The sequence below is a fragment of the Mesorhizobium sp. M0848 genome (assembly GCF_040319805.1).
Classification (GTDB): domain Bacteria; phylum Pseudomonadota; class Alphaproteobacteria; order Rhizobiales; family Rhizobiaceae; genus Mesorhizobium.
This window is the reverse complement of the sequence record NZ_JAMYOM010000021.1, coordinates 130,075-144,870: the sequence shown is the minus strand read 5'-3', so window position 1 is coordinate 144,870 and position 14,796 is coordinate 130,075. Positions and strand designations below refer to the sequence as shown.

Below are 14,796 nucleotides of genomic sequence, written 5' to 3'. Positions count from 1 at the left end.
CCCGCCCCCCCCCCCCAACCCCGCCCCCCCCCCCACCACCCCCCCCCCCCCCCCGCCCCCCCCCCCCGCCCCCCCCCCCTCCCCCCCCCCCCCCCCCGCGGCCCGCGCCCCCGCGCCGCGTTCCTTGATGCTTTCGCTCAGGCCGCGAGCCGGGCGATGCGCTGCAATCGCCGCAGCGTGGTGTCGTCCTGCAGCGCCTGCTGGAAAAGCGAAATCTCCTGATCGATGCGGTCGCAGAGGGCCTCGGTGTTCCCCTTCAGCAGGCCGCGCGTCTGCAGCAAGGCGGCGACCGGCTTCTTGACGAGTTGTCTTGCCCGGCCGAGAGCCGCCTCCTCGACGGTGCCCCCCGGCACGATCTCCGCGACAAGGCCGAGCGCCCTGGCATCTTCGGCGCGAAGCGTGTCGCCGAGGCAGAAGAAGCGGAAGGCACCGGCATAGCCGAGCTTCTGCGGCGCCAGGATGCTGGTCGCCGCATCCGGCACCAGGCCGAAATCGACGAACGGCACCCTGAACGTGCTCTCATCGGACGCGATCACCATGTCGCAATGGAACAGGATGGTGCAGCCGACACCGACGGCATCGCCATCGACGCAGGCAAGGATGGGCTTGGGAAACGTCGCCAGCGTGCGGAACAGGTCGGTGACGGCGGCAATCAGTTTCTGGTGCTTGGTGGCGTCGAGGAATTCGGAGAAGTCGCCGCCCAGGCAGAAACAGCCTGCCAGGCCGCGCAGCACGACGACGCGAACCTCCTCATTATCGGCGGCTTCATGGAAGGTCCTTGCCAGGCTTTCATAGGCCCTCCTGTCCAGCACCGGCCGGCCGTCACTCGACGACACGGTGACGACCAGCGTGTGGTTGCGAAGTTCAGGTTGCGGATGTGTGCTCATGGCTGTCTCCGATCTCATGACGCACGCCTTTGCCCGAGCATGTCAGGATATCCCCTGGCCAGCACGGGAGCAAAATGATTGCGGCGCGACCGCACCACATCGAGGGTGTGTTCGTTGAAGGTGAGCAAAGTGGCGACGACCTGCTGGTTGCCATAGGTGCGCTGATAGCCCAGCGGGGTCGCCAGGAAATGCAGTTGCAAGGCGCGCAGCACCCACATCGGCTCGAACTCGATGATCACCTTGTCGACGCCGCGCTTCAGCCCCCACTCGACGAAACCGGCAATCAGTTCGGTGCCGACGGTCGAAACGCCGCGACGGCCGTCACGAAAACCGGGAGCCACCGCGTAGCGGGTCAATTCCCAGATGTTTGGACCCGATGGCGGCGTTCCTTCGGAAAGATCGGCCAAGACCTCGGTCAGCAGATGTGGCCGCGTCGTCGGCAACATCCTCTGATAACCCGCCACTTCACCGCCCCTGATGACGATCTGATGGACCGCCTCGTCGTGATCGAACTGGTCGAGTTCGAGCCCGTCGGGGCGCCTGAGGTCATCCCACCCCATCTCTTCGACGAATATCTTGTAGCGCAACCGATGGACGGCCTCCCAAAGGTCGGGACGTTCCATCAATTCCTGGGTTGTAAGGGAAAAAAGCATTCCGCCGTCTCCTGCGTTCAGAGGAAGATACGGCCGTGCTTTGATGAGAAAATTGCGTGATCGCGTAGGCAAAAATTCCAGGTCGGCACGGCCGACCTAACTAATGTAGCCGCGCCGTATCGCTTCCGCGACGGCCTGCACCCTGTTGACGGCACCTAGTTTGCTTTTGGCGTTAAGAAGATGTTTCTCCGAGGTGTGTTCGGAAATGCCGAGGATTTGCGAAATCTCCCATTCGGACTTGCCGACGGCGGCCCATTGCAGGCATTCGCGCTCGCGCGGCGTCAGCACGATATGATCGATGGTGCTGTTCGCCATGGTGTGGAGTTGCATGGCGCGGCCGACCGCGTAGGTCGAGACCAGCGACACCTGGCCGAATTCGGCGACGGACAATTCCACGGCCTCGCCGCCGAGCGACACCATGACGATCTGGCCGTCGAGCGTGATCAACGGAAAGGCCAATCCATCACGCAGTTTGAAGGCGCCGGCATCGCCCATCACTTCGCCGCTGCTCTTGTCGATGCGGATGCCCTGCGACGCCTCGTGCCACTGGAAGGGCGCCTGCAACTGTTTCATATGGCTGACGACGGGGTCATGATCGACATAGTTGCGCGCGACATAGCGCTCCAGCCACTCTCCCGGCCAATCGCAGAGAAGCACATGCTGCTTTTGCTGGCCGGCCGGCGTGCCTGGCTGCGGTACGGTTCCAGCCATCAGTGCGGTGAGACCGAAATCCGATGTTATGCCCAGCAGCCTTTCACAGACCGCCGCCGCCGTTGCGGCGTGCTGCAGTTGGTCTATGTATTCCAGCGTGCGATCGAACTGACCCATCGCAACATCAACCCCATGTTGCCTCGTGCATTGCGGCCAATGATGCGTGCCTGATTTACACTTCGCCACCGACCACGGATTGCAAAATCGCATACTTATTTTGTGGCTTCCCTCACCGAGGCGGCCGGAGCTGATTTGCAAACCGGTTGAATCATATCCTGAAATCGGCGGGTTGAAATCAAAAACCATTGTGCCTGTACCATTTTCGTACCAAAACCGGTGCGAGCACGACTGTGGCGGAGTTTTATCTTGGCGTTCCGGTGGAGATCCTTCGCCTTTGCGATGCTGATCGGATTGCTGTCGTTCGCCGACGGCGCGCGCGCCGCGGCGCCTCAGGTTCCGATGCTGTGGGATGCCAAGGAGCGGCTGCCCAAACCAGACCTTTCGACGCTGCCCCGGCTGAGATTCCTGACCACCACGGACTTCCCGCCCTTCAACTTCCTCGACGGTGCGGGAAAGCTGTCCGGCTTCCATATCGATCTGGCACGCGCCATCTGCGCCGAGCTTGGCATCGTCGAAAAATGCCAGATCCAGGCCCTGCCTTGGGCCGAGCTGGAAGGCGCACTGCGGAAAGACGAAGGCGAGGCGATCATCGCCGGCATCGCCGCAACACCGGAATCGCGCACGACCTACGCCTTCTCGCGCTCCTATCTACAGTTTCCAGCGCGCTTCATCATGCCGAAGAGCAAGGCACTGACCGAGCCCATCTTTGACAAATTGCACGGCAAGCGTGTCGGCGTGATATCAGGCTCGGCGCATGAGCGCATGCTGCGCGACTATTTCAGCACGGTTCAGGTCATCCCTTTCGACAGGCCGGAAGACCTCTATGCCGATCTCAAGGCCGGCAAGGTCGACGCCGCCTTCGGCGACGGCATGCGCCTGGCTTTCTGGCTGGGCGGCTCGGACGCGGCGGGCTGCTGCCGCTTTGCCGGCGGGCCCTATCTGGCGCCCGAATATCTGGGCACTGGCATGGCCATCGCCACCAAAGCGGACAATCCGGCGCTGGCCGCCGCGATCGATTACGCGCTGCAGGAAATTTCGATGAAAGGCACGTTCGCGGAATTCTATCTGCGCTATTTTCCGGTGAGCTTTTTCTGATCCGGTTCCGGTCAGCTTTGCCGGCCTGAGCCGAATCTCAACAACGCCCGGCCAAGGACTTTCAGGTCATCGTGCGCAGCCGCGCCTTGGCCGCGCGGCCGATGGCAGCAACCGTCAGCGTGTCGAGGTCGAGCTGCCGCCGGATCAGCTGCAGCACCCGCACCTCTTCCATGCGCATTTCGAGGTCGACGGCGGCAACCTCGAAGGCGGCGGCATAGGCGGTATCGCGCAGCCGCTCAGGCAAGACCTCGGCGACTTCAGCCAGCACGCCCTCCAGCCCATGCTTTTCGTGCAGGCGCTTCTGGCAGTCCTGGGCGACGCCGACCAGCCTGTCGTGGTTGAAGTCCTCGAACACCGGCCAGGAGCGGACGACCTCGCCGATCCGCGCCAGTTCGACATCGGTCATGTCGCGGTCGGAGGCCGAGGTGATGACCATCAGATAGATCAGGGCTTCATGAAGTGTCGGCAATTTTTTCTCCTCGAACCGGACCTCGAAGTTAGGAACGCCCATTCTGCACCGCAAGGAAAAAGCGCCGCACGCGTTGACGCTCCGGCGCTGCACGCCTAGAGACCGGTTGAAAAACCCTTGCTGCGGCCCGCCTTCGGGCCGGCAAATGATTTGGAAAACTGTGACATGGCGGGATCAAACATCATCGATCTCAACCCCGAGCTACTGGCGGCCGCGACCGAAAGCAAGGCGTGGCCGTTCGAGGAGGCCAAAAAGATCATCGAGCGCTACAAAGGCGCCGACTTCCCGCAAACAGTCCTGTTCGAGACCGGCTACGGGCCGTCCGGCCTGCCGCATATCGGCACGTTCGGCGAGGTGGCGCGCACCTCGATGGTGCGCCATGCCTTCCGCGTCCTGACGCAGGACAAGGTCGCGACCAAGTTGCTGTGCTTTTCCGACGATAGGGACGGCATGCGCAAGATACCCGACAGCGTGCCGGACCGCGCCGCGCTCGAGCCGCATCTGCACAAGCCGCTGTCGTCGGTCCCCAACCCCTTCGGCGGCGACTATGCGAGCTTCGCCGACCACAACAACGCGATGCTTTGCCGCTTCCTCGACACGTTCGGCTTCGACTACGAGTTCGCCAGCGCGACGCAATACTACAAGGCCGGCCGTTTCGATGCGATGCTCAAGCGCGCCGCCGAACGCTATGAGCAGATCATGGCGGTGATGCTGCCGACGCTCGGGCCCGAGCGGCAGGCGACCTACAGCCCATTCCTGCCGATCTCGCCGAAGAGCGGCCGGGTGCTTTACGTGCCGATGAAGCATGTCGACGCCGAGGCCGGCACCATCACCTTCGACGACGAGGGCACCGAGACCACCCTTTCGATCACCGGCGGCCGCGTGAAGCTGCAGTGGAAGCCGGATTTCGGCATGCGCTGGGCAGCGCTTGGCGTCGATTTCGAAATGTTCGGCAAGGACCACCAGACCAATGCGGTGGTCTACGACCGCATCTGCAACATTCTGGGCGGACGGGCGCCGGAGCATTTCGTATACGAACTGTTCCTCGACGAGAACGGCCAGAAGATCTCGAAGTCGAAGGGCAACGGGCTGACCATCGACGAGTGGCTGACCTATGCGCCGACCGAAAGCCTCGGGCTCTACATGTACCAGCGGCCGCGGCAGGCCAAGAAGCTGTATTTCGACGTCATCCCGCGGGCCGTGGACGAATACTATACGTTCCTGGCCGCCTATCCCCGCCAGGACTGGAAGGAACGGCTGGGCAATCCGGTCTGGCATATGCATGACGGCAACCCGCCCGCGATCGACATGCCGGTGCCGTTCTCGCTGCTGCTCAATCTGGTCAGCGCCTCCAACGCGCAGAACAAGGATGTGCTGTGGGGGTTCATTTCACGTCATACGCAAGGCGTGACGCCAAAGACGCATCCCGAGCTCGACCGGCTGGTCGGCCATGCGATCCGCTATTTCGACGATTTCGTGAAGCCGACGAAAACCTTCCGGCCCGCCGACGAGGTCGAGCGCGAGGCGCTGGCAGCCCTCGACGAAGCGCTTGGGGCGCTGCCGGCCGACGCCAGCGGCGAAGCGATCCAGAACGCCTCGCTCAATGTCGCACGCAGGATCGAGCGCTATCGGGATCATTCCAAGCAGAGCCCGGAAGGCGGCCCCGGCGTATCGGGCGCCTTCTTCCAGATGATCTACCAGGTGCTGATCGGCCAGGAGCGCGGCCCGCGCTTCGGCTCGTTCGCAGCACTCTATGGCGTTGCCGAGACACGTGCGCTCATTGAGCGGGCGCTGGCTGGTCAGCTGGCTTGAGCACGCCATCGACCTCTTCGAGGATCGAACCCGGCGCCTGAGGCGCCGGGCCGGGCGCGGCCGGCATCGCCGGCATGCCGGACAGATCGGGCGCCGATCCGAAAATGCCCTTCTTCGCCGTGCGCGCCTTGTCGCCGGCCTCGATATAGGGGCCGCCCTTGGCGGCGCGCGCCCAGCCATTTTCGACCAGCCACTGACCGACATCCTGCTTGCCGATCCGGCACTCGGCTGCGATCAGGTCGCGGCCACCTTGTGGCGGCACCGTGCAGACCACCGCGCGGCCGCGCAAGAAGGCGCGGAACGCCGTCCGCGCCCGGACGCCGCACGGCCAGGACTTGCCGTCCTCGCTGCAGGTCTCGTCCTGCCTCACGATGTCGATACCGGAAACCGCGACCGAATAGCCCTTCGCTTCGATCAGGCCGGCGGCCGGCGCAACCGGCTGGAACAGCTTTGTGCCGTTCCAATCGTCGGGCATTTTCGGCTTGGGCGGCACAGCCAGCGCGAGCTTGCTCAACGGCTCGCGCGGCTCGACCCGTTCAAGCCCGTCGGCGGGCAGTTCCGGCGGCGCGACGATTTCGGGATCGATTGCCCTTGAATGCGGCCCCGGCTTCGGCGGCTGTGGAGCTGCCATGGCTGAGGTGGCCGGCTCCCGCGGCACCGTCCCGGCAGCCTGCTGCGCCATCGTATCGGCGCCCGGATCAAGCTGGTCCACCGTGACGACGCTGTCGCTTCCTTTCAGCGTGCGACCGCCAGCGACGACCATGGCCGCCATCACAGGGAGCAACAGAACCGCCAGCGCATGATGGAGAAGCCGCACCAGCCTGACCTATTGGCTTGCCCAGACAATCCGTGCCACCCACTCGACATCGCGCATGGGAATGTCGCGGTCGGGATGATCGGGATTGAGCGAGACCAGCGCAATCGACTTGACGCTCTGGCGCTCGAGCACCTTGGCCATCACCTCACCTGATGTGGTCTTGACAACGACGCGATCGCCCTTGCGGGTGACGGCGCCCGGTTCGACGATGAGGACGTCGCCATTGCGGTAGAGCGGCAGCATGGAATCGCCCTGCACCTGCAGCGCGTAGGAGCTCTCGGTCGATTGCGCCGGCAGTTCGACCAGATCCCAACCCTGCCCGACTGGAAAGCCGGCATCGTCGAAGAAGCCGCCTGCGCCGGCTTGGGCAAAGCCGAGCAACGGCACGGAGCTTCTGCGGGCGACCGAAGCGGCATTGCTGGTCGAGGCACCATTGCTGATCCCGGGCCGGCCTTCGATCAGACTGGTGAATTCGTCGAGTGAGGCGCCCGTCGCCTCGATGATCTTGGCCAGTGATTCGGTCGAGGGCCAGCGCGGCCGGCCATCCGACGACAAACGCTTCGACTTGTTGAAGGCAGTGGAATCGAGCCCCGCACGCTTGGCCAAACCCGAGGCCGAAAGCGAATAGCGCTTGGCAAGAGCATCGATGGCAGCCCAGACTCGGTCGTGCGAGAGCATGCTCGCTCTCCTTCGGTGCAGGAAAAAATACCTTTCCCTTCTAGTCTTGGAATGTCGTTTTGTCCACCGGTCGTGGAGTGGTTGCAAACGTTCCCGTCGATCGCGGAAAGTCCGATTACCGGGATCGATCGACGCCCTTGGCCAAGCTGCGCAGACCCTGGTGCGATGTCATGAAAATCCGCTCCGTTTGCGTCGGTGGCCGCGGGTTCACGGCACGACCAAGTGCCGCAACGACCTCGTCAATCTCAAGAAAGTTGCGAGCCTTGCGATCGTAGACGCCGGCTGTCGTCAGGATCAACGCGGCCGTCTCGCCATTGTCGAGGACGAAGCGGTGCTTGCCGACAACCTGGGTGCCTTCCCAGGTCTCGATCGAGGACACCACTTCGAAGCGGCGCCACAGCCTGATCTCGCGTGCATAGACCGCCTGCAGTCCGCCCATCATCGGCGCCCAGCCATTCTTCCTTGCCAGCGTGATGAGGCCTGCACGAACAAACAGGTCGATGCGGCCGAGATCGGCCAGCATCATGTAGCGCGCATTGTTGAGATGGATGTTGAAATCGATGTCGGTCGGCAGGCAGCGGAAAGCCAGCCGGCCTTCGCCGCCCATCACATAGGGGCCACGGCTGCGTGCCGTGGCCATCATGCGCACCATGCGCGCCCAGACATACATTACAGCGCCGCGCGTCCTCTTGGACGCGCAAAGGACGCTGTAAGACTCCTGATTTTACCCATGCGTCAGGCTGCCTGCTTCACGTCGCCTTTCGCATAGGGATCGAAGCGCTGGTAGAAGGTCTCGCCCTTCTCGGCCATGTCGAGCAGCAGCTTGGGTGCCTTGAACTCGGCGCCGTATTTCTTCTGCAGGTTCTTGGCGATCTTGACGAACGCCTTGGCGCCGATGCCGTCGATGTAGGACAGCGCACCGCCGGTGTAGGGAGCGAAGCCGAAAGCGAGGATCGAGCCGACATCGGCCTCGCGCGGGTCGGTGACGATGCCTTCTTCCATCACCCGCGCCGCTTCCAGCGCGATGGTGACCAGCAGCCGCTGCTGCAGTTCCCCATAATCGACCTTCTCGGGTGCAAGCTGCGGATAGAGATCCCTAAGGCCCGGCCACAGCTTCTTCTTGGCGGGCTTTGCCGGGTAATCGTAAAAACCCTTGCCGTTCTTGCGGCCGAAGCGGCCGTGATCGTCGACCATGGTGTTGATCAGCGCCATCTGCTTGGGATCGACCGCCTTGTCGCCCAAATCCCTGATGGTCTGCTTCATGATCTTCTGGGCAAGGTCGATGGCGGTCTCGTCGGTCAGCGCCAGGGGGCCGACCGGCATGCCGGCTGCCTTCGCCGCGTTCTCGATCATCGGCGCGGGAACGCCTTCGATCAGCATCTTGTAGGCTTCCGACATGTAGCGCAGCACGCAGCGATTGACGTAGAAGCCGCGCGTGTCGTTGACGACGATCGGCGTCTTCTTGATGGCGCGAACGAAGTCGATCGCGGTGGCCAGCGCCTTGTCGCCGGTCTTCTTGCCCAAAATAATCTCGACCAGCATCATCTTGTCGACCGGCGAGAAGAAATGGATGCCGATGAAATTCTTCGGCCGCGCCGAATTCTTGGCCAGCGACGAGATCGGGATGGTGGAGGTGTTCGACGCGAAGATCGCCGATGGCTTCAGCACGGCTTCCGCCTGTTCGGTGGCGCTCTTCTTCACGCTCGAATCCTCGAAAACGGCCTCGACCACCAGATCGCAGCCGGCAAGGTCGGCATAGTCCGCCGTCGGCGTGATCAGCGACAGCAGTTTGTCCTTGTCCTCCGGCTTGGCGCGGCCCTTCTTAACCTGATCCGAGATCAGGCCGTCGGAATGCGCTTTGCCCTTGGTAGCCGACTCCAGATCACGGTCGAGCAGCACCACCGGGATGCCGGCCTTGGCGGTGACATAGGCGATGCCCGCGCCCATGAAGCCGGCCCCGAGAATGCCGACCTTCTTGAACTTGGTTTCGGGCACGCCGGCTGGGCGGCGGGCGCCCTTGTTCAGTTCCTGCAGCGACACAAACAACGAGCGGATCATCGCCGCCGCTTCCCTGGTCTGCATGATCTCGGTGAAATAGCGCTGCTCGATGCGCAAGGCGGTGTCGAACGGCACCAGCAGGCCTTCATAGACGCATTTGAGGATCGCGGCGGCGGCGGGATAGTTGCCGTAGGTCTCGCGACGCAGGATGGCGATGGCCGGTGGCCACAGATTGGCGCCCGCCACCGAGTAGATCGGGCCGCCGGGCAGCTTGAAACCCTTCTCGTCCCAAGGAGCGACCGGCTTCAGGCCGTTCCTGATCATCGCCTTGGCGGTCTCGACCAATCTGACCGGCTCGGCGATCTCATGGATCAGGCCCATAGACTTGGCCTTCTGCGGCGACAGTGTCTGGCCGGAGGTCAGCATCTGCAGCGCCTGCTGCTGATCGGTCAGCCGCGGCACGCGCTGGGTGCCGCCGGCGCCCGGGAAGATGCCGATCTTCACCTCCGGAAGCGCCATCTTCACCTTGTCGCTGTCGGCGGCGACACGGCCGTGGCAGGCGAGCGACAATTCGAAGGCGCCGCCCATGCAGGTGCCGTTGATCGCGGACACCCACGGCTTTCCGCAAGTTTCCAGCTTGCGAAACAGGCCGGTCATCATGCCGGCATTGTCGAACAGCGCCTTGGTCGCCTTTTCGGCGTCCTTGCCCTTTTCCGCGGCGAAGGTCGTCAGCATCTTCTGCAGCAGGGTGATGTCGGCACCGCCGGAGAAGGTGTCCTTGCCGGAGGTGATCACCGCACCCTTGATGGCGGCGTCACCAGCCACCTTGTCGACGATGGCGTTCAATTCCCGCATCGCCTCTTCGGTGAAAACGTTCATCGAGCGGCCAGGCATGTCCCAGGTGACCAGCGCAATGCCGTCGGCGTCGATGTCGAGGGTGAAATTGGTGTAGCTCATCGTTTCTCTCCCCGTCAGACGCGTTCGATGATGGTTGCGGTTCCCATGCCGGCGCCGATGCACAGCGTCACCAGAGCGGTGTTGAGATCGCGGCGCTCGAGTTCGTCCAGCACCGTGCCGAAGATCATCGCGCCGGTGGCGCCGAGCGGATGACCCATAGCGATAGCGCCGCCATTGACGTTGATCTTGTCGTGATCGATGTCGAACGCCTGCATGTAGCGCAGCACCACCGAAGCGAAGGCTTCGTTGAGCTCGAACAGGTCGATGTCCGAGAGCTTCATCTTGGCGCGCTTCAACAGCTTCTCGGTGACGTCGACCGGGCCGGTCAGCATCAGCACCGGCTCGGAGCCGATGTTGGCGAAGGTACGAATGCGCGCGCGCGGCTTCAGCCCCATCGCCTTGCCCGCCTTCTTCGAACCGAGCAGCACGGCGGCGGCGCCGTCGACGATGCCGGACGAATTGCCGGCATGATGGACGTGATTGACCTCTTCCACCTCGGGATGCTTCTGCACGGCGACGGCATCGAAGCCGCCCATTTCGCCTGGCATGACGAAGGACGGGTTGAGCGAGGCCAGCGACTGCATGTCGGTGGACGGGCGCATATGTTCGTCATGGTCGAGGATGGTCAGGCCGTTCTGGTCCTTGATCGGGACGACGGAATTCTTGAAGCGGCCATCGGCCCAGGATTTGGCGGCGCGCTTCTGGCTCTCGACCGCATAGGCGTCGACGTCGTCTCTGCTGAAGCCGTATTTGGTGGCGATCAGGTCGGCCGAGATGCCTTGCGGCACGAACCAGCCGGGCAGGCCGACCGAAGGATCCATGAACCAGGCGCCGCCCGAGGCGCCCATGCCGACACGCGACATCGATTCCACGCCGCCGGCAATGACGATCTCATCGGCGCCCTGCGCGATCTTGGCGGCGCCGAAATTGATGGCGTCGAGCCCGGAAGCGCAGAAGCGTGAGATCTGCATGCCGGGCGCCTTGGTGTCGTAGCCGGCCTCGAAGGCGGCGGCGCGCGGAATGACCGAGCCGGCTTCGCCGACCGGATCGACGCAGCCGAAGATGATGTCATCGACATTGCCGGTGTCGAGCCCATTGCGGTCGCGCAGCGCCTCGAGCGTCTTGGCGGCAAGCCGCACCGCCGGCACCTCGTGCAGCGATCCCTCCTTCTTGCCCTTGCCGCGCGGTGTGCGCACAGCGTCATAGACATAAGCTTCAGCCATTGCTTGCTCCTTGGGTTTGCCGGTCGTTGCCCTCAGAGAGAGCGGCCGATCAGCAATTTCATGATCTCATTGGTGCCGCCGTAGATGCGCTGGACGCGAGCGTCGCGGAACATGCGGGCGATCGGATATTCATTCATGTAGCCATAGCCGCCATGCAGTTGAAGGCATTCGTCGACGACTTTTCCCTGCAGGTCGCTGAGCCAGTACTTGGCCATCGACGCGGTCACAGGATCGAGGCCGCCGGCGATGTGGCGGGTGACGCAATCATTGTAGAAGACGCGGCCGATGGTGGCCTCGGTCTTGAGTTCGGCCAGCTTGAACTGGGTGTTCTGGAAATCGATGATCGCCTTGCCGAACGCCTTGCGCTCCTTGACGTAACGAATAGTCAGCGCCAGCGCCCGCTCGATCATCGCAATGGCGCCGGTGCCGATCTGCAGTCGCTCCTGCGGCAGTTGCTGCATCAACTGGACGAAGCCCTGCCCTTCCTCGTGGCCGAGCAGGTTGGAGGTCGGCACGCGCATGTCGTTGAAGAACAGCTCCGACGTGTCGTTGGCCTTGAGCCCGATCTTGTCGAGGTTACGGCCGCGCTGAAAACCTTCGACCTCGTCGGTCTCGACGACGATCAGTGAGGTGCCCTTGGCGCCCTTCTCCGGATCGGTCTTGGTGACGACGATGATGAAGTTCGCAAGCTGCCCATTGGTGATGAAGGTCTTGGAGCCGTTGATCTTGTATTGATTGCCATCCTTCTGCGCCCGCGTCTTGACGCCCTGCAGGTCAGAGCCGGCGCCGGGCTCGGTCATGGCGATGGCGCCGATCAGCTCGCCGGTCGCCAGTTTCGGCAGCCATTTCTTTTTCTGCTCCTCGGAGCCGTAGTGGAGGATGTAAGGGGCGACGATCGAATTGTGCAGGCCGATGCCGAACCCGTCGACACCGACATGGCCGATAGCCTCGATGATAGCGCTCTCATGCGCGAATGTGCCGCCGGAACCGCCATATTCCTCCGGCATCGAGGCGCAGAGCAGGCCGGCGGAACCTGCCTTCAGCCAGCTTTCGCGATCGACCATCTCGTTCTTCTCGAACTCGTCGTAGCGCGGCGCGATCTCCTCCGACATGAAGCGATGCGCCATGTCGTAGAGCATGCCGACCTCGTCCGCCGCCCAGGCGGGCTTCGGAAGGCCAAGGATTTCAGCTGGGTTGGTCATGCTGGTATGATACTCCTCCCGAGATGCATCATCGAAACTGAAGCCGGCGCACTGCCGCAACGACCCCTCCCGGCCCTTCGGGCCACCCTCCCCTCGAGAGGGAGGGGGACGCAGGTCATCTTTAGAACGCTTCCGCCGGCAGTGCCATCAATGTGTCGGCGCCGCTCGAAATGCGGGCGAGATGCGCCGACGTCTCCGGCATGATCCGCTCCATGAAGAAGCGCCCCGTCACGACCTTGTTGTCGTAGAAAGCCACGTTGTTTTCATAAGAGGATTGCGCGCCATTGGCGTCAGTCTTGCCAAGTGCCACCTTGGCCATCTGCGCCCACATATAGCCCAGAGCAACCAGGCCGAAGAGATGCATGTAGTCGGTCGAGGCCGCACCGGCATTGTCGGGCTTGGCCATGCCGTTCTGCACCAGCCACATGGTCGCCGCCTGCAAATCGTTGAGACCTTTCTTCAGCGCCTTGGTGAATGGCGCCATCTTCTCGTCGGAGCGGTTCTCCTCGCAGAACTCACCGACCTCCTTGAAGAAGGCCTGCACGGCGCGGCCGCCATTCAGGCCGAGCTTGCGGCCGACGAGGTCGAGCGCCTGGATGCCGTTGGCGCCTTCATAGATCATGGCGATGCGGGCATCGCGCACGAACTGGCTCATGCCATGCTCTTCTATATAGCCGTGACCGCCGAACACCTGCTGCGCCATGACGGCGTGGTCGAACCCTTTGTCCGTGAGCACGCCCTTGACCACCGGTGTCATCAGGCCGGTGTAATCGTCGGCGGCCTGGCGGTCCTTATCGTCGCCGGAGCGGTGGGCAATATCGGACTTGATCGCCGTCCACAGCGCCAGCGCGCGGCCGGCCTCGTTGAAGGCTTTCATGGTCATCAGGCTGCGGCGGATGTCGGGATGGACGATGATCGGGTCGGCCTTCTTGTCCGGCGCCTTCGGCCCCGACAATGAGCGGCCCTGCAAACGGTCCTTGGCGTAGCCGACAGCGTTCTGGTAGGCGATCTCCGACAGCGAAAGCCCTTGCAGGCCCACACCAAGGCGCGCCTCGTTCATCATCGTGAACATCGCCTTCAGGCCGCCATTGGCCTCGCCGAGCAGCGTGCCCTCAGCCTCGTCATAGTTCATGACGCAGGTCGAATTGCCATGGATGCCCATCTTCTCCTCGATGGAGCCGCAGGAGACGGTGTTCCTGGTGCCCGGATTGCCCGACGGGTCGAGCTTGAGCTTCGGCACGATGAACAGCGAGATGCCCTTGACGCCTTCCGGCGCGCCCTCGATGCGGGCCAGAACCAGATGGACGATGTTGTCCGACATGTCGTGTTCGCCGGCCGAGATGAAGATCTTCTGGCCTGAAATTTTATAGGTGCCATCGCCGTTCGGCACCGCCTTGGTGCGCAACAGGCCGAGGTCCGTGCCGCAATGCGGCTCGGTCAGGTTCATGGTGCCGGTCCAGGCACCCTCGATCATCCTCGGCAACCATGTCGCCTTCTGCTCGTCGGTGCCGTGGGTGATGATCGCGGCGATCGCACCCTGCGTCAGGCCCGGATACATCATCAAGGACATATTGGCCGAGACCATATATTCGGCGACAGCGGTGTGCACGGCATAGGGCAGGCCCTGGCCGCCGAACTCGACGGGTGCGGCCAATCCCATCCAGCCGCCCTCACGATACTGGTCGAAGGCCTCCTTGAAGCCTTTCGGCGTGGTCACCGAGCCATCGTCGTGACGCACACAGCCTTCCATGTCGCCGACACGGTTCAGCGGATGCATGACGTTTTCGGCGAGCTTGGCGCCTTCGGCGAGGATCGCCTCGAGTACATCGGGCGTGGCATCGGCAAATCCGGGAAGGTTCGAATAACGCTGGTAACCCAGAACCTCGTTGAGCACGAACAGCGTATCCTGTACCGGAGCCCTGTATGTCGGCATGCTTTTTCTCCACCCTGCAAACCCGGTCCGAATACCCCGAAGACAAGCCAGGGCGGCATGCGGACCCATATTGGGAGTGGGATAGCAAAAATTGACGTTTGCGTAAACGTCAATTTTTTCGATGCGACAAGATTCCCCGCCCACTGGAGCAATGAGCGTAGCGGCGCGACGTTGCGCAAGCCAGCGCCGAAAGGCCATAAGAGTGGGCTAGGACAACGAAAGCCGCGTGGCAGGCCACGCG

Annotated in this window: 13 protein-coding genes; 2 read left to right on the top strand and 11 right to left on the bottom strand. The window is 63.0% G+C overall.

Annotated elements, in window-relative coordinates:
* Positions 1-137 precede the first annotated feature (137 nt).
* The 3 genes from NKH95_RS23390 to NKH95_RS23380 all read right to left on the bottom strand — a co-directional run bounded on the left by NKH95_RS23390 (position 138) and on the right by NKH95_RS23380 (position 2,368).
* Complete coding sequence (locus NKH95_RS23390; RefSeq protein WP_013533649.1) at positions 138-887, bottom strand: enoyl-CoA hydratase-related protein; 750 nt, start codon at positions 885-887, stop codon at positions 138-140.
* A 14-nt stretch (positions 888-901) separates the two neighbouring features.
* A complete protein-coding gene (locus NKH95_RS23385) occupies positions 902-1,540 on the bottom strand; it encodes an acyl-homoserine-lactone synthase (RefSeq protein WP_352631080.1) in 639 nt (212 codons plus the stop codon).
* Positions 1,541-1,636: 96 nt separating this feature from the next.
* Positions 1,637-2,368, bottom strand: a complete 732-nt coding sequence (locus NKH95_RS23380) for a helix-turn-helix transcriptional regulator (protein ID WP_023811347.1) — start codon at positions 2,366-2,368, stop codon at positions 1,637-1,639.
* 249 nt (positions 2,369-2,617) lie between these two features.
* Between NKH95_RS23380 and NKH95_RS23375 the strand changes: the two genes are divergently transcribed.
* Positions 2,618-3,466 carry an ABC transporter substrate-binding protein gene (locus NKH95_RS23375; RefSeq protein WP_023811348.1) on the top strand — a complete coding sequence of 283 codons (849 nt, stop codon included), beginning with the start codon at positions 2,618-2,620 and terminating at the stop codon, positions 3,464-3,466.
* A 61-nt stretch (positions 3,467-3,527) separates the two neighbouring features.
* Here NKH95_RS23375 and NKH95_RS23370 read toward each other — a convergent pair whose 3' ends face one another.
* A complete protein-coding gene (locus NKH95_RS23370; protein WP_352893332.1) occupies positions 3,528-3,977 on the bottom strand; it encodes a tellurite resistance TerB family protein in 450 nt (149 codons plus the stop codon).
* Between the two features lie 123 nt (positions 3,978-4,100).
* Here NKH95_RS23370 and NKH95_RS23365 point away from each other — a divergent pair, with 123 nt between their 5' ends.
* Positions 4,101-5,747: a lysine--tRNA ligase gene (locus NKH95_RS23365; protein ID WP_352893330.1), complete on the top strand. Its 1,647-nt coding sequence runs from the start codon at positions 4,101-4,103 to the stop codon at positions 5,745-5,747.
* On the opposite strand, the gene NKH95_RS23360 is transcribed toward NKH95_RS23365, so the two are convergent.
* The 7 genes from NKH95_RS23360 to NKH95_RS23330 all read right to left on the bottom strand — a co-directional run bounded on the left by NKH95_RS23360 (position 5,713) and on the right by NKH95_RS23330 (position 14,555).
* On the bottom strand, positions 5,713-6,564 hold the full coding sequence (locus NKH95_RS23360) for a thermonuclease family protein (protein ID WP_352439628.1): 852 nt from the start codon (positions 6,562-6,564) through the stop codon (positions 5,713-5,715). The two genes, NKH95_RS23365 and NKH95_RS23360, sit on opposite strands and share 35 nt — an antisense overlap.
* Positions 6,565-6,573: 9 nt before the next feature.
* Positions 6,574-7,242 carry a S24 family peptidase gene (locus NKH95_RS23355; RefSeq protein WP_352439629.1) on the bottom strand — a complete coding sequence of 223 codons (669 nt, stop codon included), beginning with the start codon at positions 7,240-7,242 and terminating at the stop codon, positions 6,574-6,576.
* A gap of 115 nt (positions 7,243-7,357) precedes the next feature.
* Positions 7,358-7,912 (bottom strand): thioesterase family protein, encoded by a 555-nt coding sequence (locus NKH95_RS23350; RefSeq protein WP_023811352.1) that lies wholly within the window; start codon positions 7,910-7,912, stop codon positions 7,358-7,360.
* Between the two features lie 65 nt (positions 7,913-7,977).
* Positions 7,978-10,197, bottom strand: a complete 2,220-nt coding sequence (locus tag NKH95_RS23345) for a 3-hydroxyacyl-CoA dehydrogenase NAD-binding domain-containing protein (RefSeq protein ID WP_352673603.1) — start codon at positions 10,195-10,197, stop codon at positions 7,978-7,980.
* A 14-nt stretch (positions 10,198-10,211) separates the two neighbouring features.
* Entirely contained in the window at positions 10,212-11,420 is a 1,209-nt protein-coding gene (locus NKH95_RS23340) for an acetyl-CoA C-acetyltransferase (protein ID WP_352893327.1), read from the bottom strand.
* A 32-nt stretch (positions 11,421-11,452) separates the two neighbouring features.
* Complete coding sequence (locus NKH95_RS23335; protein WP_023811355.1) at positions 11,453-12,622, bottom strand: acyl-CoA dehydrogenase family protein; 1,170 nt, start codon at positions 12,620-12,622, stop codon at positions 11,453-11,455.
* Between the two features lie 121 nt (positions 12,623-12,743).
* Positions 12,744-14,555, bottom strand: coding sequence for an acyl-CoA dehydrogenase (locus NKH95_RS23330; protein ID WP_023811356.1), 1,812 nt, complete (start codon positions 14,553-14,555; stop codon positions 12,744-12,746).
* Positions 14,556-14,796: the final 241 nt, after the last annotated feature.